This window comes from Streptomyces sp. 2-1, assembly GCF_048564895.1.
GTDB lineage: Bacteria > Actinomycetota > Actinomycetes > Streptomycetales > Streptomycetaceae > Streptomyces > Streptomyces phaeochromogenes.
On the sequence record NZ_CP183383.1, the window covers coordinates 9197799 to 9222895 of the forward strand.

The window sequence follows — 25097 nt, forward strand, 5'->3', positions numbered from 1 at the left end:
CGGGCGGGGTGGCCGCCTCTGACGGAGACCGTCCGGGACTGTCAGTTCCTGGCGTCCGGCCTTGGCCGACCGTTGTGGCGCAGCCGGAGCCGGCGCCGGGGGTTCGAGCGCAGCACCGGATGGAGGTTCCAGCCCCGCTCCGAGGCGACGCGCAGGACGTAACCGGCCCCGGCGCCCCGGAAGTAGTGTGTTCCGAGTTCCAGGTCGCGGTGGTACTCGCGACGGTGCCGGGAGGTCTCCACTCGCCGGGTCTGCTTCTCTACGCGCCGGTCCACTCGCGCCTGGTAGTACGCCGTGTCGCCCTCCCGTACCAATGCCACCGGGGTCACGCACCAGAGCGGGACGAACGGCACCCGGCCCAGCGTGGCGTCGAGCACTCGTATCGCGCCGTTCTCGGCACGCGGCACCATGTGGACGATCAGCTCGGCCACCGGAGCCACGCAGTAGAGGCAGACGGCGATGAAGACCCACACCACCCACCACAGCGGCAGGAACACCAGGGTCAGGGGGAGCAGTAACAGCCAGCGCAGTGCGGCCGGGCGGGCGGGGAGCGGTCCCCAGGCGGGGTCGTCGTAGTCATGGGCAGTTAGAAGTCGCGGCTGGCACAACCGTTGCGCGTCCCATCCTGCTTGTACCTGGCCCACTTGAGGTTCTCGAACACCTGCTCGCCGTACAGGCCGTCAGCGGTGATTCCCTCTTTGCCCTGGGCGTATTTGAGGGCGTCTCGTGTGGCCGGGCCGAATTCGCCGTCGACGGCGATGGGTTGCCCATAGCACGACTTGAGGGCGAGCTGGAGAGTCTCGACGCCGACTCCGTCGCTGCCGTAGTCCATCCAGCAGCGCACGTTGTAGTACCCCTCGTACCACACGTCCGGGATCTTGATGACCTGTGAGGAGGTGGTGTTGTAGATGATCTTGTGGCTGGTCGAGCACTCCCCGACGTACGGCCACGCCGCCGCCGAAGGAGCGACGGCAACGGCGCTGCCGAGGAGGCCGGCGGTAAGGGCGCCGGTCGCCAGAAGGGATCTGGATCGCTTGCCGAGACGAATGGACATGGTTGTACCTCTCTTGAGGGGAGGAAGTGAACTGACCGTGCGTCAGGCGCGCACTCGCACCCGCCTGGACGCGGGCCCGCCGCGGACGGTGTCAGCCCCGTACGACGGGACGTTAGCCCGGCCCGGTCGATGGGTGTGCCGGTCGTTCGCCCCACAAGAAGCGGCCGCCGCAGGCACCGGAGGCGAATGGGCGCTCTGCCTTGATCGTGGGGCAACTACCCTTGTTTCCATGCGGCATGGGGGATGCGAGGGGGAACAGGGATGGCCGCTGAGCCGATAGAGGGGCCCAGGTCCAGCGAGCGCCTGTTGATCCTGGCCCTTGAGCGGTTCGGGGTGTGGCTCCGGTCCATCGTGGTCTGCCTGTGTGGTGTGCTGGGTGTCGTCTCGGCGGATGCGGCGGAGGTTCCCCTGGCGTTGTCTCTGCTGGTGCCCGCTTTCCTCGCCTGTGGTGTGCGCCTCTACTCACTGCGCCGCCCGAGTCTGTTGCCGCTCGCCCTGCTGTGGACGCTGGACGCGGCCGTGGTGGTGCTGACGGGGCTGTCTCAGCCGGTGATCGGTGGCGAGGCCGCGAACGTGATGGTGGAGGCGATGGTCGGCATCAGCGTCGTCGCCTTCCAGTACGAGTGGGCGACGCGACCGGTGGCCGGGGCCGCCCTGGCCGCGTTGGGGGCCGGCGTCAGCGTGCTGGGTGACGTCCTCTCCTCGCCCGGGCAGGGCCCCGACGTGGTGCCCTTGGTGCGCATGCTGATCCAGGTGGGCCTGTCGAGGGCCGCGTACCTCATCGTCCGGGGGCTGGCCAGGGCGGCCGACCGGTCGGCCGCGGTCAGGGCGGAGGCGCGCCGGGAGATGGAGGTCGCCGCCGCACGGAGGGCGACCGAGCGCGAGTACCTGGCGACCCTGCACGACACGGCGAGCGCGACGCTGCTGATGGTCTCCCAGGGCGACGGCCGGGACTGGTCGTGGCTGCCTCCGCGGGCCAGACAGGATCTGGAGGCCATGTCCGCCGTGCCCGGATTCGAGACGGGGAGCGTCGACCTCGCGGCTCTTCTCGGCTGTGTGCCCGAGGGTGAGGGACAGGCCAGGGTGCGCCTCAAGACGCGTATCGACGGTCCGCTCGCGATTCCGTCAGGACCTGGGCTCGCGATATTCAACGGGGTCCGCGAGGCCGTCACCAATGTGGCCCGCCATGCCGGGGTGCGGGAGGCGGAGCTCAGGGCATGGACGGAGGGGGACGGCGCCGTCGTCGAACTGTCCGACGCGGGACGGGGTTTCGACCCGGAGTCCGTCCCCGCGCGGCGACGGGGCATCAACGGTTCCATCGTCGGCAGGATGCACGCGGTCGGAGGCTCCGCCACGGTCACCTCCCGTCCGGACACCGGGACCCGCGTGCAGTGGCGCTGGCACGGCCCGGCCCGGGCGTCGCAGGCAGGGGACAGTGCGCAGGCGACCGGCATACCGCGCCCGTCACACGTGACCGGCGTTCCGCGCCAGTCACAGGCGACCGGCGTACCGCGCCCGCCCCGCGCCCAGGTACAGCACACGGCCGACGTCCGCTTCATCCGCGGGCGGCTCCTCTACGGGACCCAACTGGCCGTGCTGCTGATCAGCCTGGTGTGGCAGTTCACCATCTCGCTGCGCCGGCTCGTGGTCCACCAGGACATGTACCGCCCCGCATGGGCACAGACGGCTGCCTTCGTCTGCCTTGCCGCCGTCGCCGTGATCGGGGGTGCCTATCTGCTGCGTGGCAGGCGGATCCCGCCGAGGGTGCGCTGGTTGAGCCTGGGCTCGGTGCTGGCCGTCTCGGCGGTGTGCGCGTTCACGCTCCCGCCGGAGCAGTCGACGGGTGCGCCGGACTGGGCGTTCGGAGTGGTCGGCTGGCACGCGCTGTTCCTGCTGGCAGACCTGCGGGTCAGGGTGTACGCGGCGTTCCTCGCGGCGCATGTGGGGCTCAACGCGACCGCTGTGTTCCTGTCCGGGGAGCCGACCGTCGCCCAGTGGGCCATCATGGGGATCTCCACGATTGGCAGCTGCGGCTTCCAGCTCTCCGTCGGTGTGCTGATGACGTACCTGCTCCACGGTACGGCGCCGGCCGCGGGGACCGCGGCCGCACGGGAGGAAGAACTGCGTACCCGGGAACGCATCCACGAGGACATGCAGCGTGATCACAAGGAGCGCTATCGCGCGCTGACGGCGACGACCGTGCCGCTGCTCGTGGGCCTCGGCCATGGTGTGCTGAGCCCGCACGACGAGGAGGTCAGGCTGCGGTGCGGAGTCGAAGCCGCCCGTATGCGCCGCCTGTTCGCGGAGAGCGACGCCGTCCTGGACCCGCTGCTCAACGAGTTGCGGGCGTGCGTTGAAGTGGCCGAGCATCAAGGGGTGACCGTGAGCCTGGCAGTACGGGGCCGGCCGGGTGAGGTGCCTGTGGAGGTGCGGAGGGAGCTGATCGACCCGGTGGCGGTGATTCTGGGCCGTACCCGCTCGACCGCGCGGGTGACTGTCGTGTGGACACCCCGCGCGGTACGCGTGAGCGTGGTCAGCGAGGACTGCGCCGGCGGCCGGGACACGGACGAGGCCGCGCAGGCACCCGGCCTTGCCACGAACGCGCAGGTGGCCGTGGAGCGAACAACGCGCGGTGGAAGTGTGTGGGTGGAAGCCGGCTGGAGAAGACCGGCGGCCTCCGGAGTTGACCTCACATGAGTGACAACGCACCGGTCAGCGTGGTCGTCGTCGACGACCATCCCGCCATCCTCTCGGGCATAGAGGCGTGGTACGCCGCAGCACGGCGACCCATCACCGTGGTCGCGGCCGGAGACTCCGTACGGGAAGCCTGGACCGAGCCGGGCAGCACGGCCGACGTCGTCGTCCTGGATCTGCAACTGGCCGAAGGCGGCCCCGCGTTCAGCAGCCTCCGAAGACTCGTCGACGCCGGGCGGCAGGTGGTCGTCTACTCGATGCGGGACGACGAGAAGACAGCGCTCAACTGCCTGGACCTGGGAGCCGCGACCTATCTGACCAAGAGCGAGGGCCGGGACCACCTGGTCGAGGCGACGCTGGCAGCGGCGGACGAGCGGCCCTACATGCCGCCCGCGCTGGCCGGCGCGCTGGGAACGAACACCCGCGCCGACCGTCCCCAGCTCTCCGTCCGCGAGGAGAACGTGCTCATCGAGTGGTTCCAGTCGGAGTCCAAGGAGTTGGTCGCGCAGCGTCTCGGGATCTCCGTACGAACGGTCAACTCGTATCTGGACCGGGTGCGCATCAAGTACGCGAACGTCGGCCGACCCGCGCGGACCAAGGCAAGCCTGGTCGCCCGGGCCATCCAGGACGGGCTGGTCGACGTGGACGACCTCTGACCGGGGTCGCTCAGCCAACAGACCGTCATCCGCTACTTGCCCCTGCCCTCGCACAAGCCGGCCTCGCCCACCTGCTCCTCGAAGACCGCGATGTTGCCGATCCCCTGACCGATCGGATTCTCCATGGTGGCCTTGGGCAGAGGCGCGCGTTCATCCAGACCGGTCGACGTCCGAGTCCAATCGTTGCCGTTGCTGTCGATGAAGTACATGAACTCGGCGGCCCAGCGATAGTCAGGATCGGAGAGCTTGGGCCGCTCATCTCGGGGCATGTCGGCCGTGCCCAGCAGCAGACTGGGCGCCGGGTACACGATGTCGGCGCATGGGGGCACGTTGCTCAACTGCATGAACGCCGGGCGGTCGTTGACGTGAAGCATCAGCCGGACTCCGGAGACCGGATCAGGTGACCTGTTCAGAACATGGATCTTGACGTTCTCGCGACGTCCCCACGGGTTCTGGACCCAGTAGGTCACGTTCGACGCTTGATCTCGTCTTTGGAGGGCGCTTTCCTCTTTGGACTGGGCCAGCTGATCCCTTGCCGTCTGCTGGCTCCAGTACGACGCGACGGCTTGGGCCCAGAGCCCTCCGATGGCCGCGACGGCAGCGAGAGCCGTCCCGGTGACCGTGATGATGTGCGCCCAGTTGTCCCGCCGTATGCGTTGCCAGACCCTTCGCGCCCGCGAGGCCTCGGGGCCAGGAGCCGGCTCCGGTCCCGGTGGCTCCTCACGGAACCGTGCCCGGACGTGGTTCGGCGCCGGCCGATGCCGTGCGAGACGTAATCGGGCCCGTCTCTGCGGTGCGCTGGTCACTCGTCCTCCTCGGCCCGGCAGGGGGCGTTGATGCTCGCGCGCGACTCCCGCAGATCACTTGCTGAGTCTCCGCTCGTCGACACACAGTGTCGACCAGATGGACGGCCCCCGGAGTGTGCCAGTGCCGGTGCCCCGCACTCCTCTCGGAGTGCGGGGCACCGGCGTTTTGAGTGGGTGGTCGGGACAAGGGCGTATCGGCGGGTCTCCGGAACCCGTCGCCGGTGGCCGGAGACCCCTGGCTCAGCGGTTCATGCGGGCGGCGGACGCCCCGGTCGGCGTGCCGGTGATGGTGAACTGTGAGCCCGGCTCGATCAGTACGCTCCCTTCGGCCGAGTTCGTGATCGTGACGTTCGTCAGGGCGGCGCTGCCGCGGGCCCCGCTCATCGCGAGGATGCCGGAGCCGTTGCTGGACCCGTCGATCTTCACGTCGGTGATCTTCACGCCCGGCATCGCGCCGCCACCCGTCTTGAACTGGATGCCGTCGTACGTCGAGTCGAAGATCTCGGTGTCCCGGATGGTCACGCCCGGGATGTCCTGGCCCTGTGCGAAGAGGGTGATGGCGCCGAACTCCTGGTCCTCGTTCCAGAACGCGCCGCCCGTACGGTGCAGGGCGTTGCCCGCGATGAGGGTCTGCCCGGTGAACGGGAGCGGGTCGTGGTCGGTGGCGAGCATGATGCCGGGGTAGTTCATCGTGTCGGCGATGACGTTGTTCTCGATGGTGTTGCCGTAACCGCCGTACACCGCGATGCCGTTGGCCCGCCACGGCAGCTGGATCGTGTTGTTGCGGAAGTGGTTGTCGTGGCCGATGTCCACCGAGGTGTCCTTCACGTACTTGCTGGCCCACACGGCGAGCGCGTCGTCGCCGGTGTTGCGGAAGGACGAGTTGTAGACGGTGGAGTTGCGGGTGCCGTTGGCGAAGTTGATGCCGTCGGCGTAGGTGTTGCGGATGCGTACGCCCGAGAACTCCAACTCGTCGCCGGGGCCCCACAGTTCGGGGATGTTGGAGTAGTCGCGGCCGGCCCACACGCCGACGTTGGCGTGCTCGATCCACACGTTGGTGATCTTCGTGCCCTTGCCGAAGCGGCCGTTCAGTCCCACGCCGCCCTCGTGGTTGCCGTCGCCGCCGCGGATGGTGCCCGAGCCGAAGATGGCGATGTCGGAGATCTGGGTGTTGTGGTCGATGTCGAAGCCGAAGTTGCCCTCGTGCGGGTGGTTGATGCCGCCGGCCTGGTGGGGCGGGGTGAGGGTGTAGAGCTGGGAGTGCCACATGCCCGCGCCGCGGATGGTGACGTCCCGGATGCCGACCTGGTTGTACTGGCCCCGGTTCAGCGGGTCGTCGGTGAGGATCTTCTGTTCCTGGCGCCACTGCCCGGCCGGGATCCACACGCAGGAGATCTGGCCGTTCTGGTCGGCGGTGACCGCCCGCTGGATGGCGTCGGTGTCGTCGAGTCCGTCGCCCGGGACGGCCCCGTACTCGGTGATCGAGGTGCAGTTCGCGGGCTTGGTGGCCGCGGGCGCGACCTGTTCGAGGTCGACGAGGTCGATGACGTAGAACGCGGCCGTGTCGCCCGCGTCCCGCTGGAGGCGGAACTTGGTGCCCACCGGGTAGCTCTGCGACAGCAGCGCGTGGGACTCGTCGAACAGCCGACGGGCGTCGCTGCCGGGCGAGTTGGTCAGTCCCTCGGGATCGTCGGTGGTCCCGTACAGCCAGCTGTGCTTCGACGACAGGTTGAGCTTCTGTACGAAGGTGCCGTTGGCGTACAGGCTGATCGTGGCCTGTGCTCCGCCGCCGCCCGAGGCGTCCGGGATGGAGTTGCGCACCACGATCGAGTTGGAGGGAGTCGTCGAGGTGAACTCGACGAACTGGCCTGTGGAGTTGAGCCTGACGGACTTGCGGCCCGAGGACTCGGTGGCGAAGTTGGTGTGTCCGAAGGTCCGCTTGGCGTCGGCGGTGAGCAGGGTGCCCTCGTAACGGCCGTCCTCCGCCTCCAGTTCGGCGTACGGGACGGCGGCGCCACGGCCGACGACCAGGGACTTGGCGAGCACGTTGTTGTTCTCGTTGGTCTCGTCGAGGACCCCGGTGGCGTCGGCGGTGGCCGTGAGGGTCGCCCCGCCGCTGGTCGCCGTCCACGTTCCGTTGATCGCCACGTTTGCCGTGGCTCCGGATGCCACCTGGCCGGTCGTGCCGTTGAGCGTGGTGGAGCCGACCTGGAGCCTGGTCACGGAGCCGGCCGTCGCCGTGGTGGTGCCGCGGTTGTGCACGGCGACGGTGAAGGAGACGGACGAGCCGACGGCCGGGTTGGCCGGGCTGGTGGTGATGCCGCGTACTTCGAGGTCCGGGCCGGGGGCCTGGCCCACGACCAGCCGGTTCGCGGCGGTGCGGCTGTTGTTGCTGTCGTCGAGTTCGGCGACCGTGTTGCGCGGGTCGACCACGGCGGAGACGCCGTAGTTGCCCGCGGGACGGGTACCGGCGGCGACGGCCACCGTGGCGGACGCGCCCGGGTCGAGCGCGGGTACGGTTCCGCTGCCGGCGACCGTTCCCTCCAGGCCGACCTCGGCGGTCGTGGCGGCCGAGCGTGCCGTCCCCGCGTTGCGGACCGTGGCGTTCACGGTCACCGCGTCCCGCTCGGAGGGGGCGGCAGGTGTCCAGTCCAGCCCTGTGACGGTCAGGTCGGGTGCGGGTGCGGCGGTCCCGACGACCTGGAACTCGGCGACCTGGCCGCCCGGTGCCCCGGTGTTGGAGAAGAAGCGCAGCCGCAGGTCGGACCAGCGGCCGGTGACCGGGATGGTCACCGAGTTGTTGTCCCGGGAGGGACTGAAGGCGTAGTCGGCACGGTCGCGCAACGAGGTGAAGCCGCTCGCGGAGTGCTCACGGCCCAGCACCTGGATGCTCTGGGTCCTGGCCGCCCACACCTGGTCCGGGTTGAGCTTGACCACCACGGCGTCGACGTCGGCGTTGGCCCCGAGCTTGACGGTGAGGTCGGAGGGGTGGCCCGCGGCTTCCCAGTAGGTGGAGGTGGAGTCGTCGGTGGCGTTCGCGGCGACGAAGTTGTGGACCGAGGAGGTGGCCTCGACGGGCTTGTTGCGGGCCAGGTTGGTGCCGGTCGGCGGAGGCGTGGTGCCGCCGTCGTCGCCGTACACCTCCAGCTCGGAGAGCTGAGCGGCGTTCCAGCCGGTGTTCCCGGTGATGTGCACGCGGACGTAGCGCGCCTCGGCGGGGGAGGTGAGGCCGAGGGGGACGGTGTTGGCCTGCGCGGGGTTGAACGCGCGGCCGGCCGAGGCCGCGAGGGTACGGAAGGTGGAGCCGTCGGTGCTGGCCTGCAGGGACAGCGTCTGGTTACGGCTCTCCCAGGTGGCGGGCAGCTTGAGCACCACCTCGTCGACGGTCCGGGTCGCGCCGAGGTCGACCTGGACCCACTGCGGGAAGGAGCCGCCCGGCCCCTCCCAGTAGGAGGCCTGGGTGCCGTCGGTGACGTTCCCGGCGGTGTAGGGGCCGTTCGAGCCGCCCGCGCTGGCCGGACGTCCGAGCGCGAGGTTGACGTCGGCCGCCGCCTTCGCGCGTTCGGTGCCGACCGGGGCGGTGGCGGCCCGGGCGCTCGACGTGACGGCCAGCGGTATCAGCCCGGCCGTCATGAGCGCGGCTATGACGGCGCCGGTCAGTGACCGGCGGCCGAGGGGTCTCCATCTCATGGGGTCCTCTGTTCCGTGGGGGAGGCGGAAGCGCGACTGACGGGCCGGGCACGCCGGGGCAGGCACAGGGGAGTTCAGAGGGGGAGTGAAGTGTCCGTCGAGGAATGCACCGGCCTTGCGCGCTAATTGAGCTGCTCAGTCGATTCTTTGCGGAAACTACGTCCACAGGTTTCTAGTCCGTCTCCGCTTTGTCAACGGTCCCGGTATCACCGGTAGTTGACGTGGAAGCGGCTTGCGTCGCTTGCGTACCCGCTTGCGCTTTTCCGACAGCCCGCGCGAAAGTCGCTGGCCCGGTGGTGTGGCAGGTGGGAGGGGCTCGCAGGGCCCGTGTTTCGGGCATGCTCACGCCATAGACGTACCGTCAGGCGTCTGCAACTCTCGGATCGATTGACGCAAAAGAGAGTGCGCGCCACCGCACATCGAAGCACGACGCACACCCCCCACGGACACCCACCCACACAGCCGCCCCGGGGCCGCCCACATCCGGTTCGGGTCGGAGATCGGGGACACATGAGACCGCAACGCCGGGGATGGCGGGGGATCGCCGCCGTCCTGACGACCGCTCTGCTCCTGCTGGGCCTGCCGTCGCTGACCGCCGCCGCGGCGGCTGCCGGGCCCAACCTCGCCGCCGGACGGCCCGCCACCGCCAGTAGCGCCCACGCCGAGTACGCCGCACGCAACATCACCGACGGCGACCAGGGAACGTACTGGCAGAGCGCGGGGAGCAGCCTCCCCCAGTGGATCCAGACGGACCTGGGCGCCACCGCCCGCGTGGACGAGGTCGTGCTGAGGCTGCCGTCGGGCTGGGAGAGCCGCAATCAGACCCTGTCCGTCCAGGGCAGCGCCGACGGCACGAGCTTCACCACCCTGAAGACCTCCGCGTCCTACGCCTTCAGCCCCGGCAGCGCCAACACCGTGACGGTGACCTTCCCCGCCGCCCAGGCCCGGTACGTGCGGCTCGACATCACCGCCAACTCCGGGTGGCAGGCCGCGCAGCTCTCCGAGCTGGAGGTCCGCGAGTCCGGTGACTCCTCGGCGAACCTGGCGCGGGGCCGCACGCTCACCGCCGCCAGTCACCACGAGACCTACGTGCCGGCCAACGCGGCCGACGGCAACAAGGCCACCTACTGGGAGAGCCGCAACAACGACCTGCCGCAGTGGATCCAGGCGGACCTGGGTTCCTCCCTGCGCGTCGACCGGGTGGTGCTGCGCCTGCCTGACGGCTGGGGAGCCCGCAGCCAGACCCTGAAGATCCAGGGCAGCGCCAACGGGAGTGACTTCTCCGACCTGACCGCCCCCAAGGCCTACGCCTTCGCGCCGGGCGACGGCAACTCGGTGACGATCTCCTTCGACCCGACGACCACCCGGTACGTGCGGGTGCTGGTCACCGCCAACACCGGTCAGCCCGCCGCCCAGTTGTCCGAGCTCGAGGTCTACGGCCCGGCGAGCGGCGACACTCAGGCGCCGGACGCCCCCGCGGACCTCGCCTACACCGAGCCCGCCACCGGCCAGATCCGGCTGGCCTGGAAGGCGTCCGACGACAACACCGGCGTGACCGGTTACGACGTGTACGCCAACAACGAGCTGCTCACCAGCGTCGCGGGCACGGTCACCACGTACACCGACAACCGTCCCGCGAGTGCCACGGTCTCCTACTTCGTGCGGGCCAGGGACGCCGCCGGGAACGTCTCAGGCAACAGCAACACCGTCACCCGCCGCGGCGAGAACGGTGACACCCAGGCACCCACCGTGCCCGCGAACCTGGCCCTCACCGAACCGGCCGCCGGGCAGATCAGGCTCGCCTGGAACGCCTCCAGCGACAACACCGGCGTGACCGGCTACGACGTGTACGCCAACAACAGCCTGCTCACCACGGTCGCCGGTACCGTCACCACGTACACCGACAACCGCTCCGCGAGTGCCACGGTCTCCTACTTCGTACGGGCCAAGGACGCCGCCGGAAACGTGTCCGGCGACAGCAACACCGTGACGCGCAACGGGACTTCGGGCCCCGGCTCCAACCTCTCGGTGGGCAAGCCGATCACGGCCTCCTCGACCGTGCACACCTTCGTCGCCGAGAACGCCAACGACAACAGCACCTCCACCTACTGGGAGGGCTCCGGCCATCCGGCCACCCTCACCGTGAAGCTCGGAGCCAACGCCGACGTCTCCTCGCTCGTCCTCAAGCTCAACCCGGACAACGCCTGGGGCGCCCGGACCCAGAACATCCAGGTCCTCGGCCGCGAGCAGGACGCCACCGGCTACACCGGCCTGGTCGCCGCGAAGGACTACGCCTTCAACCCGTCCAGCGGCAACAGCGTGACCGTGCCCCTCACTGCACGGGTGGCCGACGTGCAGCTGCGCTTCACCTCCAACACGGGCGCCCCGGCCGGACAGATCGCCGAGTTCCAGGTGATCGGAACCGCCGCACCCAACCCGGACCTCGAGGTCACCGCGCTGACCGCCTCGCCGGCCTCACCGGTCGAGTCCGACGAGATCACCCTCACGGCCACCGTCCGCAACAGCGGCGAGGCCGCCGCACCGGCCAGCGCCGTCGCACTGCGCCTGAGCGGCACCAAGGTCGCCACGGCGGCCGTCGGCGCCCTCGCGGCCGGAGCACAACGCACCGTCACCGCCTCCATCGGGGCACGCGACGCGGGCACCTACCAGCTCAGTGCCGTCGCCGACGAGGCCGGTGCGGTCATCGAGCAGAACGAGACCAACAACACCTACACCAGCCCCGGTTCACTCGTCGTGCGCCCGGTCAGCAGCTCCGACCTCGTGCCGGTACTGACCACGTCACCCTCCGGCCCGGCGGACGGCGACACCGTCACCTTCAAGGTCGCCCTGCGCAACCAGGGCACCATCGGCTCGGCGGGCGGCGCGCACGGCATCACCGTCGCACTGGTCGACTCCAAGGGTGCCACCGTGCGGACCCTGACCGGCTCGTATGACGGCACGATCGCGGCCGGTGCCACCACCGGCGCCGTCACGGTGGGCACCTGGACCGCGGCCAACGGCTCGTACACGGTGCGTACGACCGTCGCCGCCGACGCCAACGAACTGCCCGTCAAACGGGAGAACAACAGCGCCACCCAGTCCCTGTTCGTCGGACGCGGCGCCAACATGCCCTTCGACATGTACGAGGCGGAGGACGGCGCGACCGGCGGCGGAGCGGCGACCGTCGGGCCCAACCGGACCGTCGGCGACCTCGCCGGAGAAGCGTCGGGCCGCAAGGCGGTCACCCTCAACAGCACCGGTGAATACGTGGAGTTCACCACCAAGGCGGCCACCAACACACTGGTCACCCGCTTCTCCATCCCGGACTCCGCGGGCGGCGGCGGCATCGACGCCACCCTCAACGTCTACGTCGACGGCACCTTCCGCAAGGTGCTGCCGCTCACCTCGAAGTACGCCTGGCTGTACGGGGCGGAGGCAGGTCCGGGCAACTCCCCGTCCGCGGGGGCCCCGCGCCACATCTACGACGAGGCGCACCTGATGCTGGGCGAGACCGTCCCGGCGGGGGCGAAGATCCGGTTGCAGAAGGACACGGCCAACACCTCCCGGTACGCGATCGACTTCGTCAGCCTGGAACAGGTCGCGCCGATCGCCAACCCGGACCCGGCCGCGTACGCCGTCCCGACCGGCTTCGGCCACCAGGACGTACAGAACGCCCTGGACCGGGTCCGCATGGACACCACCGGCAGGCTCACCGGTGTCTACCTCCCGCCGGGCGACTACCAGACGTCGAGCAAGTTCCAGGTGTACGGCAAGGCCGTGCAGGTGGTCGGCGCCGGGCCCTGGTACACGCAGTTCCACGCCCCGTCGGGCCAGGACAACACCGACGTCGGCTTCCGGGCCGAGAACTCCGCGAAGGGGTCCTCGTTCAGGAACTTCGCCTACTTCGGCAACTACACCTCGCGCATCGACGGTCCCGGCAAGGTGTTCGACTTCGCGAACGTGTCGGACATCGTCATCGACAACACCTGGACCGAGCACATGGTCTGCCTCTACTGGGGCGCCAACACGGACCGGGTGACGATCAGCGACTCGCGCATCCGCAACACGTTCGCCGACGCCGTCAACATGACCAACGGCTCGACGGACAACCACGTCGTCAACAACGAGTCCCGGGCCTCCGGCGACGACAGCTTCGCGCTGTTCTCCGCGATCGACGCGGGCGGCGCCGACATGAAGGACAACCTCTACGAGAACCTGACCTCGATCCTCACCTGGCGGGCCGCGGGCATCGCCGTCTACGGCGGCTACGACAACACCTTCCGCAACATCCACATCGCCGACACCCTGGTCTACTCGGGCATCACGATCAGCTCGCTGGACTTCGGCTATCCGATGAACGGGTTCGGCACCGAGCCGACGACCGTGGAGAACGTCTCGGTGGTCCGCTCCGGCGGCCATTTCTGGGGCAGTCAGACCTTCCCCGGAATCTGGCTGTTCTCCGCCTCGAAGGTCTTCCAGGGCATCCGCGTCAACGACGTGGACATCGTGGATCCGACCTACCACGGGATCATGTTCCAGACCCAGTACCTGGGCGGGCAGCCGGTGAACCCGATCAAGGACACGATTCTCACCGACATCTCGATCACGGGTGCGCGCAAGAGCGGTGACGCCTACGACGCGAAGTCCGGGTTCGGACTGTGGGCCAACGAGATGCCGGAACCGGAGCAGGGTCCGGCGGTCGGTGAGGTCACCTTCAACGGCCTGCGCCTCAACGGCAACGCCGTGGACATCCGCAACACCACCTCCACCTTCAGGATCAACATCAATCCCTGACCTGTCCGCCGAAAGGCGTCCACCGGTCCCTCACGGAGACGGAACGGAGGCACAAAGGCTGGCGCAAGCCGTTTGCGCGGCTTGCGCTAGCCTTGCGCTCATGACGCGACGACTTGCTCAGGTAGCCAAGAAGGTAGGTGTCAGCGAGGCCACGGTCAGCCGAGTCCTCAACGGCAAGCCCGGAGTCTCGGACACCACCCGGCAGTCCGTGCTCACCGCGCTGGACGTTCTCGGCTACGAGCGTCCCACCCAGCTGCGCGGCGAGCGGGCGCGTCTGGTCGGCCTGGTCCTGCCCGAGCTGCAGAACCCGATCTTCCCCCTGCTCGCCGAAGTCATCGGCGGTGCGCTCGCCCAGCAGGGGCTCACACCGGTGCTGTGCACCCAGACCAAGGGCGGCGTCTCCGAGGCGGACTACGTCGACCTGCTGCTCCAGCAGCACGTGTCCGGAGTGGTCTTCGCCGGCGGCCTGTTCGCCCAGGCCGACGCCCCGCACGACCACTACCGGCAGCTCGCCGAACGGCGCATCCCGGTCGTGCTGATCAACGCCCCGGTCGAGGAACTGGACTTCCCCTGTGTCTCCTGCGACGACGCCGTCGCGGTCGAGCAGGCGTGGCGCCACCTGACCCTGCTGGGGCACGAGCGCATCGGCGTGGTCCTCGGACCGGCCGACCACATCCCCTCCCGGCGCAAGCTGGCCGCCGCGCGGGCCGGCGCCGAGGCGGCCGGCAGGTCCCTGCCCGACGACTGCGTGGAGCGGTCGATGTTCTCCCTGGAGGGCGGCCAGGCGGCGACCACCCGCCTGCTGGCCAGGGGCGTCACCGGCATCATCTGTGCCAGTGACCCGCTCGCCCTCGGTGCCATCCGCGCGGCCCGGCGGCGCGGCCTCTCGGTGCCCGAGCAGGTCTCCGTCGTCGGCTTCGACGACTCCGCCTTCATGAACTGCACCGAACCCCCGCTGACCACCGTGCGCCAGCCCATCGAGGCCATGGGACGGGCCGCCGTGGACCTGCTCTGCACCCAGATCCAGGGCGGTGAGGTCCAGCCCGGTGAGCTCCTGTTCGAGCCGGAGCTGGTGGTCCGCGGCTCGACGACACAGGCCCCTCGGGGCTAGTACGTAAGACCGAAGCGCGGTGAGGCCGGACCTGGCCCACCGCGCTTTGGTTTGCGCGCACAAGCCTCCTTGAGATCAACCGTATACATCCTTCTGTCAAACATTTACGAAGCATGCGCGAGATATTGCGGTCACTTGTTCGTGGTGGTTGAGTGTGCGGCGCCCCACATCGCACCGGCGATGAGGGCGCCTTCCACGTTCATGCCCGAAGGGGACCACCCATGAGAAGAGCTCGGTTCCGCCGCACCCGCCGCGCCGGCGCGGTCACCCTCGCCTCCGCGCTCACGCTGACCGCACTCGCCGCCTGCGGCACGAGCAGCAGCGACGACGACGGCGACAACGGCTCAGGCAACAGTGCGAAAGCCGACCCCGCCGCACCGCTGGACCCGAAGACCAAGGTGTCCATCACCATCGACTGCATGCCCCCCGCGGCGAAGGCGGCCGAGCTCAGGCAGTGGAACGAGGACGTCAAGGAGTTCAACAAGAAGTACCCGGGCGTCACCATCAAGGGCCGCTCCACGCCGGGCCAGTGTCTGGAACCGCCGCGCTTCACCGCGATGCTCAAGGCGAAGTCCCAACCCGACGTCTTCTACACGTACTTCACCGACCTGCCCCAGGTCCTCGACAACGACGGCGCCCAGGACATCACCGCGTACGTCAACGACAAGAGCGTCCCGCTGCTCAAGGACATCGACCCCGACGTCCTCAGCTCGCTGAAGAAGGACGGGAAGCTCTACGGCCTGCCCACCAGCAACTACCGCATGGGCCTGCTCATCAACCGCAAGCTGTTCAAGGAAGCCGGCCTCGACCCGGACACCCCGCCGGCGACCTGGGAGGAAGTCCGCACCGCGGCCAAGAAGATCGCGGACCTCGGCGGCGGTGTCGCCGGATTCGGCGAGTACAGCGCGGCCAACACCGGTGGCTGGCACTTCACCGCGCAGATGTACAGCCTCGGCGGCGACGTCGTCGACGCCAGTGGCAAGAAGGCCGCCTTCAACGACGCGACCGGCAAGCAGGTCGCCGAGAACCTCCACGCCATGCGCTGGGACGACGACTCCATGGGCAAGACCCAACTGCTGAAGTGGGGCGACCTCCAGAAGCAGATCGCCACCGACAAGCTGGGCATGTTCCTCGCCGCGCCCGACGACGTCACGTACATGGTCCAGCAACTCGGCGCCAAGTACGAGAACTTCGGCATGGGGCCGATCCCGGGCGGCGAGAACACACTCGCCGGCGGCAACAACTACATGATCAAGCAGGGCATTTCGGCCGACAAGGTCAAGGCCGCCATCGCCTGGCTGAACTTCAAGTTCACCACGGTCGGCAAGGGCCAGTACGACTGGAAGCGGTCCAAGGCCGACGCCCTGCCCGTGGGGCTCCCGCAGCCCAACCTGTGGCTGAACGGCTCCAAGACCAAGGACGACGCCGCCCGCCAGGAGTTCGCCACCATGCCGGTGGAGAACTTCAAGGCCTTCACCGACAACGCGGTCCCGGGCAAGGCCGAACCGCCGAAGGCCCAGGAGATCTACAAGGTCCTCGACAACGTCATGTCGGGCATCCTCACCAACAAGGACGCCGACATCGACAAGCTCCTGTCCACCGCCGAGTCCCAGGTCAACAAGGTCCTCGCCACCCAGTGACCACGCGGCGGCCGGGCGGTGTCACCACCGTCCGGCCCGCCCGCGCGCCGCCGTTCACCGGCGGCGCGGGCGAGAGCCCGACCTCCCACGGCATGTGCCCGGAACCCGACCCGTCCGACGGCACCGCAGTACGTCAAGGAGCGACCATGTCGGCCCCCATCCTCACCAAGGACCCGGTGGTCAAGGACCGCCGCCCCCGCAGGCCCCGCGCCGGTGCCCCGCACCTGCCGGGCGGCGAGTTCGGCAAGAACCTGCGCCGCAACATCACCGCCCACGGCTTCCTCATCGGCGCGGTGCTCTGCTTCGCCTTCTTCTCCTGGTATCCGATCGTCCGGGAGTTCCTCCTCGCCTTCCAGAAGACCGAGGACGGCAACGTCAGCTGGGTGGGCTGGGACAACTTCGTCACCGTCTGGAACGACCCGGCCTTCGGCCAGGCCTGGCGCAACACCCTGTGGTTCACCGTGCTGGCGCTGATCCTCGGCTTCGTCGTACCGTTCGTCACCGCCCTGATCATCAACGAATTCCGGCACGGCCAGGGCTACTTGAGGCTGCTGGTCTACCTGCCGGTGATGCTCCCGCCGACGGCGTCGGTCCTGCTCTTCAAGTACCTGTACGACCCCGGGTACGGCATGTTCAACGAGATACTCGGCGTCTTCGGCGTCCCCGCCCAGCAATGGCTGCAGGACCCCGACACCGCGATGCTCTCCGTGGTGGTCGCCTCGACCTGGATGAACATGGGCGGCGCGACACTGATCTACCTCGCGGCCCTCCAGGGCGTGCCCGGTGAGCTGTACGAGGCCGCCGAACTGGACGGCGCGGGACTGCTCCGCAAGGTGTGGCACGTCACCGTGCCGCAGACCAGGCTCATCCTGCTGCTGATGCTCCTCATGCAGATCATCGCCACCATGCAGGTCTTCATCGAGCCGTTCCTGCTCACCGGCGGCGCCGGACCCGAAGGGTCCACCACCACCATCGTGTACCTGATCTACCAGTACGCCTTCAACTTCAACAACTACGGCGCCGCGGCGGCGCTCGGCCTGCTCCTGCTCGTGCTGCTGGCCGGCTTCTCGGCCGCGTACACCAAACTCAACCGCGCCGAGCAGGACTAGGACCGGGGGAGACACGGACATGTCCACTCGCACACTCATCTCACCCGCCCAACTGGCCCGCCCGCGCGGCAAGGTCCTGTACTGGGTGTGCTTCGCCCTGGTCGTCGTCCTGTTCACGCTGGCCTTCCTCGGCCCGCTGTACTGGATGGTGTCCGGCGGGCTCAAGACCACCCAGGAAGCCGTCCAGACCCCGCCCACCTGGGTGCCGGGCTCCGTCCACGCGGAGAACTACCAGCGGGCCTGGGAGGTCATGGACCTGGCGAAACTCCTGATGAACACCCTCTACTACGCCTTCGGCGCGCTCGCCTTCCAGCTGGTGCTCGACGTCGCCGCCGCGTACTCGCTGTCCAAACTGCGGCCCGTACTCGGCAAGGCGATCCTGGGCCTGATGCTCGCCACTCTGATGATCCCGGCGACCGTCCTCGTCGTACCGCAGTACCTCACCGTGCTGGACGTGCCGATCGTCGAACGCAACCTGCTCAACTCGCCCTGGGCGATCTGGCTCCCGTCGGTCACCAACGCCTTCAACATCTTCCTGCTCAAGCGGTTCTTCGACTCCATTCCCAAGGAACTGCTCGACGCGGCGTCGATGGACGGCGCCGGCCCCCTGCGCGTCCTGTGGTCCATCGTGCTGCCGGTCTCCCGGCCCATCCTCGGTGTGGTGTCCATCTTCGCCGTCGTCGGCGTCTGGAAGGACTTCCTCTGGCCGATGCTCGTCCTGCCCGACCCGTCGAAGCAGACCCTCGCCGTCGGCATCTACTCGCTCGCCACCAGCGTGCCCGAGAACGTGCTGATCGCCTCCCTGACCATCGCGTCCCTGCCCACGCTGATCCTCTTCCTCGTCTTCCAGCGCAACATCATGAGCGGCCTGACGGCGGGCGGCCTCAAGGGCTGACCTGGCACACGCCGTACGGACACCACCCGCGGTCACCCGCAGTCCGGGCACCACCCGCAGCGAACACCACGCAGGTGCCCCCACCGATCCTCCGCCGCCGCCCCGTTCCCGACGCCTCGCTGTCCGGGGCGGCGGCGGAGACCACCCCTGCCCCGAAAGGACCGACACGTGGCAGCCCCTCAGCCCGGTAAGACCCCCGGCCACACCGACGACTGGTGGCGCGGTGCCGCCATCTACCAGGTGTACCCGCGCAGCTTCGCCGACGGCGACGGCGACGGCACCGGGGACCTCGCGGGCGTACGGTCGAGATTGCCCCACCTCGCCGAACTGGGCGTCGACGCGATCTGGTTCACCCCCTGGTACCTGTCCCCGCTCGCCGACGGGGGCTACGACGTCGCCGACTACCGCACCATCGACCCCGCCTTCGGCGACCTCGGCGAGGCCGAGCGACTGATCACCGAGGCCCGCGAGCTGGGCATCCGCACCATCGTGGACATCGTGCCCAACCATGTCTCCGACCAGCACCCCTGGTTCCGCGCCGCGCTCGCCGCCGGACCGGGCAGCCCCGAACGCAAGCTCTTCCACTTCCGCCCCGGCCGCGGCGAACACGGCGAACTCCCGCCCAACAACTGGCCGTCACAGTTCTCCGGCCGCACCTGGACCAGGGTCGAGGACGGCGAGTGGTACCTCCACCTGTTCACGCCGGAGCAGCCGGACCTCAACTGGGCCCACCCCGCGGTGCGGGAGGAACACGAAGAGGTGCTGCGGTTCTGGTTCGAGCGCGGGGTGGCGGGCGTACGCATCGACTCCGCGGCGCTGCCCGCCAAGGACCCCGACCTGCCCGACTTCGTGGAGGGGCGCGACCCCCACCCGTACATCGACCGGGACGACCTGCACGAGATCTACCGCTCCTGGCGGCGGATCGCCGACGAGTACGACGGCGTCTTCGTCGGCGAGGTGTGGCTGCCGGACTCCGAACGGTTCGCCCGCTACCTGCGCCCCGACGAACTGCACACCGCGTTCAACTTCTCCTTCCTGTCGTGCCCGTGGGAGGCCGCCCGGCTGCGCGCCGCCATCGACGACACCCTCGCCGAACACGCCCCGGTCGGTGCGCCGGCCACCTGGGTGCTGTGCAACCACGACGTGACCCGCACGGTCACCCGTTACGGGCGGCAGGACACCGGTTTCGACTTCGCGACCAAGGCCTTCGGCACCCCGGCCGACCTGCGGCTCGGCACCCGCAGGGCGCGTGCCGCCGCGCTTCTCACCCTCGCTCTGCCCGGCTCCGTCTACATCTACCAGGGCGAGGAACTGGGCCTGCCCGAAGCGGAGATCCCCCGGGACCGCATCCAGGACCCGATGCACTTCCGCTCCGGTGGCACCGACCCGGGCCGCGACGGCTGCCGTGTCCCGCTGCCGTGGACGGCCGACGCCCCGTACGCCGGTTTCGGCTCACGCACAGAACCCTGGCTGCCACAGCCCGACGGCTGGTCCGCCTACGCGGCCGACCGCCAGGGCGACGACCCCGACTCCATGCTCAACCTCTACCGCGCCGCACTGGGCCTGCGCCGCGCCGACCCGGCCCTGGGCGACGGCCCGCTGCAATGGCTGCCCTCTTCCGACGGCGTCCTCACCTTCCGCCGCTCCCCGGACCTGATCTGCGTCACGAACCTGGCCGACACCCCGGCCGCCCTGCCGGACCATACGGAGATCCTGCTCTCCAGCGGACCACTGGACACCGACGGCAGGCTGCCCTCCGACACGGCGGTGTGGTTGCGCGATTGAGGGCACCAGAACGTGGCCTAGCCGTGGCCACGCAGGGCTTCCCCGACGCCCTGCGGCGCCCGGTCAGAAGTGGGTGGTGACGCCGAAGACCCGGCGGAGCTGAGCCATGTCGTGGCGGTCGTGGTCGGCCGGTTCGTACCCCTGATGGAAGTAGACCTGCTGCTCGGCCGACAGACAGGGGACGGCGGTCCCCAGGATCGTGCCGCTGACGAAGCACGGGGCGGGATAGACGAACGGGCGGTGCGGGTCGGGGGAGGCCTGCACCGCGGACCCGTCCGCCGCGAAGACCAACGGGTGCAGATCGATCTCGCGACCGCGCGGGTCCGTGACCACGAATCGCACGGGACGCCCGTCGAACGTCTCGACGAACCCGGCCTCCGCGAGAGCCGCCACGACGGCCGGCTCCTGGTCCTCCCGGTGCATCAGGTCCAGGTCGCGGTGCCGCCGCGTCTGCTCCCCGACCAGCGTGTCGATGCCCCACCCGCCGCCCACCCAGACCTCGACATCAGCGGCACGCAGCAGGGCGAGAACGGACAGCACGTCGTCGGCGGTCATCACGCGGGCACGGTAGCGGTCCGGCGGCCGGGCGGGCGAGCGGATTTGTGGTGGCGCCGAGCAGCGGGACCGGGGTGGCGACGAGGGGGATGGGCCGGGCCGTACCTGGGACGGTCAGATCTGCTTCTCCATACTGATGGCCTCGCGGAGTTCCTCGCTCGCGGTGCCCGGTTCGTCCTGCCGGATCTCCAGCAACGCGGCGGCGATGGCGTCGAGTTTGCGCTGGATGGCGTGCTCGGCGCGCCGCTCGGAGTTCTTCAGCAGTGCCAGGAGCAGCAGCGATACGGCGGACATCGCCTCGCCCACCACCAGCAGCCACTGCGTGGGCAGCTTCAGTGCGTGCGCGGTGATCGAGCCGGCGACCAGAACGAGGCACACGCCGAAGAAGCCGGGGGAGCTGGTGAAGTTCGAGGCGTGCTCCGCCAGTCGCGTGAACCGGCCCGGTCGGTCGCCGTCCCGGTGGGCGGGGTGCTGAGGTGCCATGAGATCACCGTCCCTTCTCACGAGGCCCGAGCGGAATTCCGCCTCTGACCAGGGGTCGCCGAGCGGGCAGGTGTCCGCCCGGCCACTGGTTCGGGTGAGACACATGTGCCCGTTCACGGCGCCACTATGTGACGGAGGTGATCGCACACCTCCGATACCTCGTCGTCAGTAGAACTCCACCGTGTCCACGCGGTTCACCAGGCTCTCTCCGTCGAGGAGCCGGGTGGCGTTGCTGGCGAAGAGTTCGGCGATGAGGCGGTCCTCGGCGGTGCTGAGGGCGGCGGTGTGGGGGCTCACCAGCACATGGTCGTGGTTCCAGAGGGGGCTGTGGGACGGGAGTGGTTCCGTCTCGAAGACGTCCAGTGCCGCGAAGCCGACTCTGCCGGAGTCGAGGGCCTCGATCAGGGCGGCCTCGTCGACGACGCTTCCGCGGCCGACGTTCACGAGGGTCGCGCCGGGCCGCAGGGCGTCGAAGAACCGCTTGTCGAGCAGGTGCTCGGTCGCCGCGGTGCCGGGGAGCGTGTTCACGACGGCGTCCACCGTCGGTGCGACCTCGGCGATCCGGTCGAGGGGTACGACCTCGTGGACCCCGGGAACTCCGGTTCCGCGCCTGCTCGTTCCGATGACCCTGGCGCCCAGCGCGTGCAGCTTCTGGGCGACGACCCGGCCGATGCCGCCGAGGCCGAGCACCAGGATCGTCTGCTCGCTGACCTGCCCCATGGTCCAACGGCCGCCCCACTCGTGATCGCGTTGCCCTCGGATCAGGCGGGGGAGACCCTTGGCTCCGGCGAGCACGCCGAAGACGGCGAACTCTGCGAGCGGCTGCCCGTGCACTCCGGCGGAGGTGGTGAACAGGACCCGTTCGAGCTCGTCGGCGGTGAGCCGCGCGGCCTTCACCTGGCTGCCGCCGCCCGCGGCCATCGTGTGCACCCAGCGCAGCCCCCGGTTGGCGCGGACCGTTCGTGCCAGGGCGGCCGGGTCCACGTCGGGGATGCCGTAGAGCGCGTCGGCCGAGTCGAGGGCCGCGTCGTAGGCCTGTTGCTGTGCCGGCGTGCGGTGCCAGGACGGGTCACCGGCGAAGTCGGCGGGCCACCGCATCGGCGGGAGCAGGGCCTGGTCGACGACGAGGTCGATCCGTGGTTCAAGCGCGAGGATCCGCGCGCGGTTCTCCTCCGACAGCGGTGCGGCGACCGCGACCCGGAGCCTGCCGGGGTCTCGTTCCTCGGTTCCCATCAGGCGATTCGACTCCGCAGTTCCGCGACCTCGGCGTCGAGGTCTGCCTCGCGGGCGACGATCGCCTCGACCGCCGTCAGCGCTTCCTCGGCGCGATGGGGCGGGATGACGATGACGCCGTCGTCGTCGGCGACGACGATGTCGCCGGGGTTCACCACGACGCCGCCGAGCGCGACGGGTTCGCCGATCGTGCCCGGCCCGTTCTTGAAGGGGCCGGCAGGCGTGAGCCCGCGTGCGAAGACGGGCACGCCGAGCTTCTCGATGATCGCGCCGTCACGGACGTAGCCGTCGACGACCGCGCCGACGGCGCCGAACACGTCGAAGCGCTGGGCGAGGTTGTCGCCGATGACGGCCCGGCCGTCGTAGCCCGAGGCGTTGATGACCAGGATGTCCCCGGGGCGGATGTGGTCGAGCGCGGCGATCACCGCCTTGTTGTCGCCGGCGACGGTGAGTACGGGCAGCGCGGTGCCGACCGCCTTCGCTCCGTGCCAGACCGGCGAGATCCCGCCGTCCACGATGTTCAGCCGGTCCAGGGCGTCGCCGAGATTGGCCACGGAGTGCTCACGGAACCGCTGGAGCACCTGCTGGTCCGGGCGGTCCCAGGCAGGGGCCACACGCACGTTGTCTTGGGTCATCACGGTCTCCTGCGACTGATGGGAAATGCGAAAGGTTTCGCGTTTCGCGAGAGTCAGTGTGCATCCATCCGTGCCGCGAGACAAGGGTGGGCCGGGGAGGTGGTGCGGCCCCGCGGGTGGCTGTCAAGGGGCCGGCGGGCGGCCGCCGGGTCGCCGTCCGTCCGGTGAAGTTCCGGTGGCCGAGGCCGGAATCACGCCCGAACCGCAAGTTTTACCTGGCGGCAACTTCCATCCTTGACCACCCCAACTTGCGAATCTATTCTCATTCGAGATTCGAGTCGCAACTTGGCTCGGATGTGCCCCTACGGTCCGCTCCAGGACGTGCTCCACTGGCGCGAACGGGGCGGGGTGGGGGCGTCACCAGCCGTCCACCGACACCTCCAGACATCCTCCGACGACACCGACGCCGCTTGCCCGCCGAGGTGTCGACGTCGCCTTCCCACGAGGATCCGGAACGCAGGCGGAACACCCCGGCACATGGGCGACCGCCGGCAGCGACGACGTTCAGCGTACGACTGTTCAGGACACCGTCCCCGGGGTCCACGACCTGAAGGTGAACGCATGACAACGTCAGATCGGCTCGACACGACGTCGGACCGTCACGAGGCATCGTCGGACCCGCTCGACGCGACCACGGCCGGTGTGGTCACCGCGGACGGCAAGGTGGTCCGCAAGGCCACCGTCGCCGGAGCCATAGGCTCCTTCGTCGAGTGGTACGACTACGGCATCTACGGCCTGCTCGTCACCTACCTCGCGATCAACATCATGGGCGAGGCGGAAGCCGGCGGGCTCTTCCTCACCAACGTCGGCTTCCTGGTCAGCTTTGTCGCGCGGCCCTTCGGCAGCGTCATCTGCGGGTACCTGGGAGACAGGCTCGGGCGGAAGAGACTGCTGGCCACCCTGCTGGTGCTGATCTCCGCAGCCACGGCGGCGATCGGTCTCATCCCCTCCCACGCCGCCATCGGCGTCGCCGCGCCCGTTCTGCTGGTCGCGCTCCGGGTGCTGCAGGGCTTCTCGGCCGGTGGCGAGGTGGCGGGCGCCATGTCGTTCGTCGGCGAATACGCCCCGGACGCCCGCCGCAACTACATGATGAGCTTCATCGCCGTCGGCTCGTTCATCGCGCTCATGGTCGGCAGCGCCTTCTCGGCCGTCCTCATCTCCACGCTCGGCGACGACGCCATGGCCTCCTGGGCCTGGCGGATCCCCTTCCTCGTCGCCGTCCCGCTCGGCTACGTCGGCTTCTACATCCGACGCCAGCTGGAGGAGACCCCGCACTTCACGGCACTGCGTGAGCGCAACACCGTCGTACGCAACCCCCTTAAGGACGCGCTCACTTCGCCGCGGCACCTGAAGGCGATCGTGCTCACGATCTTCCTGCCCGCGCTCAACGGCCCCGGCTACTACCTGCTGTTCGTCTACATGCCGACCTATCTCAAGACCTCGCTCGGCGACGACAACAACTTCTCCATGCTGCGGGCGCTCACCGTCACGGCGTTCAGCCTGGTCGCCATCGCCGTCTGCATCCCCCTCATGGCCCGGCTGTCGGACCGTATCGGCCGCAAACCCGTGCTGGTGATCTCGGCCGTCGCGATGGCCGTCGTGTCCTACCCGATGTTCCTGCTCATCACCACCGGTGAGTTCGGGCTGGCGTGCATCGGCACCACCGTGCTCGCGATCGCCTTCTCCGGCCACGCCGCCGTGGTGCACACCGTGCTCGCCGAGATGTTCCCGACCACGGTCCGCTACTCCGCCTACAGCATCGGGTTCAGCATCTCGACGATCATCTTCGGCGGCAGTGCTCCGCTGCTGATGACCGAGCTCATCGAATCGACCGGGTCCAACCTGGTCCCGGCCTTCGCCGCCATCATCACCGCCCTGATCACCCTGGTCAGCATCGCGTTCGTACGCGAGACCAAGGGTCGTCCACTGGCATCCCACTGAGCCGCCAACACCCGGG

Annotated in this window: 17 protein-coding genes; 9 read left to right on the plus strand and 8 right to left on the minus strand. The window is 69.3% G+C overall.

Annotation, left to right across the window (positions count from 1 at the left end):
- Positions 1-41: 41 nt before the first annotated feature.
- Both ACN20J_RS40370 and ACN20J_RS40375 read right to left on the minus strand, forming a co-directional pair.
- Positions 42-608: a hypothetical protein gene (locus ACN20J_RS40370; protein WP_419667847.1), complete on the minus strand. Its 567-nt coding sequence runs from the start codon at positions 606-608 to the stop codon at positions 42-44.
- Positions 587-1054, minus strand: a complete 468-nt coding sequence (locus tag ACN20J_RS40375) for a peptidoglycan-binding domain-containing protein (protein WP_419667848.1) — start codon at positions 1052-1054, stop codon at positions 587-589. Before ACN20J_RS40375 ends, ACN20J_RS40370 begins: the two co-directional genes overlap by 22 nt.
- Positions 1055-1315: 261 nt before the next feature.
- On the opposite strand from ACN20J_RS40375, the gene ACN20J_RS40380 reads away from it, so the two are divergent.
- Both ACN20J_RS40380 and ACN20J_RS40385 read left to right on the plus strand, forming a co-directional pair.
- Positions 1316-3751: a sensor histidine kinase gene (locus tag ACN20J_RS40380; protein ID WP_419667849.1), complete on the plus strand. Its 2436-nt coding sequence runs from the start codon at positions 1316-1318 to the stop codon at positions 3749-3751.
- The gene (locus ACN20J_RS40385; protein WP_190227241.1) at positions 3748-4404 is read left to right on the plus strand and encodes a response regulator transcription factor; all 657 of its coding nucleotides are present in this window, start codon (positions 3748-3750) and stop codon (positions 4402-4404) included. The genes ACN20J_RS40380 and ACN20J_RS40385 overlap by 4 nt, the downstream gene beginning before the upstream one ends.
- A 32-nt stretch (positions 4405-4436) precedes the next feature.
- On the opposite strand, the gene ACN20J_RS40390 is transcribed toward ACN20J_RS40385, so the two are convergent.
- Positions 4437-5210, minus strand: coding sequence for a hypothetical protein (locus tag ACN20J_RS40390; RefSeq protein ID WP_419667850.1), 774 nt, complete (start codon positions 5208-5210; stop codon positions 4437-4439).
- A 240-nt stretch (positions 5211-5450) separates the two neighbouring features.
- On the minus strand, positions 5451-8900 hold the full coding sequence (locus ACN20J_RS40395; protein ID WP_419667851.1) for a CARDB domain-containing protein: 3450 nt from the start codon (positions 8898-8900) through the stop codon (positions 5451-5453).
- A 510-nt stretch (positions 8901-9410) separates the two neighbouring features.
- Between ACN20J_RS40395 and ACN20J_RS40400 the strand changes: the two genes are divergently transcribed.
- The 6 genes from ACN20J_RS40400 (at position 9411) to ACN20J_RS40425 (ending at position 20234) form a co-directional block, all read left to right on the plus strand.
- Positions 9411-13694 carry a discoidin domain-containing protein gene (locus ACN20J_RS40400; protein ID WP_419667852.1) on the plus strand — a complete coding sequence of 1428 codons (4284 nt, stop codon included), beginning with the start codon at positions 9411-9413 and terminating at the stop codon, positions 13692-13694.
- Between the two features lie 100 nt (positions 13695-13794).
- On the plus strand, positions 13795-14805 hold the full coding sequence (locus ACN20J_RS40405; RefSeq protein WP_189839711.1) for a LacI family DNA-binding transcriptional regulator: 1011 nt from the start codon (positions 13795-13797) through the stop codon (positions 14803-14805).
- Positions 14806-15026: 221 nt separating this feature from the next.
- Positions 15027-16445 carry an ABC transporter substrate-binding protein gene (locus ACN20J_RS40410; protein WP_361922066.1) on the plus strand — a complete coding sequence of 473 codons (1419 nt, stop codon included), beginning with the start codon at positions 15027-15029 and terminating at the stop codon, positions 16443-16445.
- Positions 16446-16591: 146 nt separating this feature from the next.
- Entirely contained in the window at positions 16592-17554 is a 963-nt protein-coding gene (locus tag ACN20J_RS40415) for a carbohydrate ABC transporter permease (protein ID WP_361892429.1), read from the plus strand.
- A 19-nt stretch (positions 17555-17573) separates the two neighbouring features.
- On the plus strand, positions 17574-18449 hold the full coding sequence (locus tag ACN20J_RS40420; protein ID WP_361990549.1) for a carbohydrate ABC transporter permease: 876 nt from the start codon (positions 17574-17576) through the stop codon (positions 18447-18449).
- A 168-nt stretch (positions 18450-18617) separates the two neighbouring features.
- On the plus strand, positions 18618-20234 hold the full coding sequence (locus ACN20J_RS40425) for a glycoside hydrolase family 13 protein (protein ID WP_419667853.1): 1617 nt from the start codon (positions 18618-18620) through the stop codon (positions 20232-20234).
- Positions 20235-20297: 63 nt separating this feature from the next.
- Here ACN20J_RS40425 and ACN20J_RS40430 read toward each other — a convergent pair whose 3' ends face one another.
- The 4 genes from ACN20J_RS40430 to ACN20J_RS40445 all read right to left on the minus strand — a co-directional run bounded on the left by ACN20J_RS40430 (position 20298) and on the right by ACN20J_RS40445 (position 23140).
- Positions 20298-20789 (minus strand): nucleotidyltransferase domain-containing protein, encoded by a 492-nt coding sequence (locus ACN20J_RS40430; protein ID WP_361892732.1) that lies wholly within the window; start codon positions 20787-20789, stop codon positions 20298-20300.
- 114 nt (positions 20790-20903) lie between these two features.
- Complete coding sequence (locus tag ACN20J_RS40435; RefSeq protein WP_190227248.1) at positions 20904-21272, minus strand: low affinity iron permease family protein; 369 nt, start codon at positions 21270-21272, stop codon at positions 20904-20906.
- A 165-nt stretch (positions 21273-21437) separates the two neighbouring features.
- Positions 21438-22505 (minus strand): D-2-hydroxyacid dehydrogenase, encoded by a 1068-nt coding sequence (locus ACN20J_RS40440; protein WP_419667854.1) that lies wholly within the window; start codon positions 22503-22505, stop codon positions 21438-21440.
- Complete coding sequence (locus ACN20J_RS40445; RefSeq protein ID WP_190227250.1) at positions 22505-23140, minus strand: RraA family protein; 636 nt, start codon at positions 23138-23140, stop codon at positions 22505-22507. The genes ACN20J_RS40440 and ACN20J_RS40445 overlap by 1 nt, the downstream gene beginning before the upstream one ends.
- Positions 23141-23701: 561 nt before the next feature.
- Between ACN20J_RS40445 and ACN20J_RS40450 the strand changes: the two genes are divergently transcribed.
- Entirely contained in the window at positions 23702-25081 is a 1380-nt protein-coding gene (locus ACN20J_RS40450) for an MFS transporter (RefSeq protein WP_190227251.1), read from the plus strand.
- The last annotated feature ends 16 nt before the right edge of the window (positions 25082-25097 follow it).

What these genes read in the sequence shown, in the direction of transcription:
- ACN20J_RS40375 (WP_419667848.1), bottom strand. Translation starts at nt 1,054, where the DNA reads ATGTCCATTCGTCTCGGCAAGCGATCCAGATCCCTTCTGGCGACCGGC.
- ACN20J_RS40380 (WP_419667849.1), top strand. Translation starts at nt 1,316, where the DNA reads ATGGCCGCTGAGCCGATAGAGGGGCCCAGGTCCAGCGAGCGCCTGTTG.
- ACN20J_RS40385 (WP_190227241.1), top strand. Translation starts at nt 3,748, where the DNA reads ATGAGTGACAACGCACCGGTCAGCGTGGTCGTCGTCGACGACCATCCC.
- ACN20J_RS40395 (WP_419667851.1), bottom strand. Translation starts at nt 8,900, where the DNA reads ATGAGATGGAGACCCCTCGGCCGCCGGTCACTGACCGGCGCCGTCATA.
- ACN20J_RS40400 (WP_419667852.1), top strand. Translation starts at nt 9,411, where the DNA reads ATGAGACCGCAACGCCGGGGATGGCGGGGGATCGCCGCCGTCCTGACG.
- ACN20J_RS40405 (WP_189839711.1), top strand. Translation starts at nt 13,795, where the DNA reads ATGACGCGACGACTTGCTCAGGTAGCCAAGAAGGTAGGTGTCAGCGAG.
- ACN20J_RS40410 (WP_361922066.1), top strand. Translation starts at nt 15,027, where the DNA reads ATGAGAAGAGCTCGGTTCCGCCGCACCCGCCGCGCCGGCGCGGTCACC.
- ACN20J_RS40415 (WP_361892429.1), top strand. Translation starts at nt 16,592, where the DNA reads ATGTCGGCCCCCATCCTCACCAAGGACCCGGTGGTCAAGGACCGCCGC.
- ACN20J_RS40420 (WP_361990549.1), top strand. Translation starts at nt 17,574, where the DNA reads ATGTCCACTCGCACACTCATCTCACCCGCCCAACTGGCCCGCCCGCGC.
- ACN20J_RS40430 (WP_361892732.1), bottom strand. Translation starts at nt 20,789, where the DNA reads ATGACCGCCGACGACGTGCTGTCCGTTCTCGCCCTGCTGCGTGCCGCT.
- ACN20J_RS40435 (WP_190227248.1), bottom strand. Translation starts at nt 21,272, where the DNA reads ATGGCACCTCAGCACCCCGCCCACCGGGACGGCGACCGACCGGGCCGG.
- ACN20J_RS40440 (WP_419667854.1), bottom strand. Translation starts at nt 22,505, where the DNA reads ATGGGAACCGAGGAACGAGACCCCGGCAGGCTCCGGGTCGCGGTCGCC.
- ACN20J_RS40445 (WP_190227250.1), bottom strand. Translation starts at nt 23,140, where the DNA reads ATGACCCAAGACAACGTGCGTGTGGCCCCTGCCTGGGACCGCCCGGAC.
- ACN20J_RS40450 (WP_190227251.1), top strand. Translation starts at nt 23,702, where the DNA reads ATGACAACGTCAGATCGGCTCGACACGACGTCGGACCGTCACGAGGCA.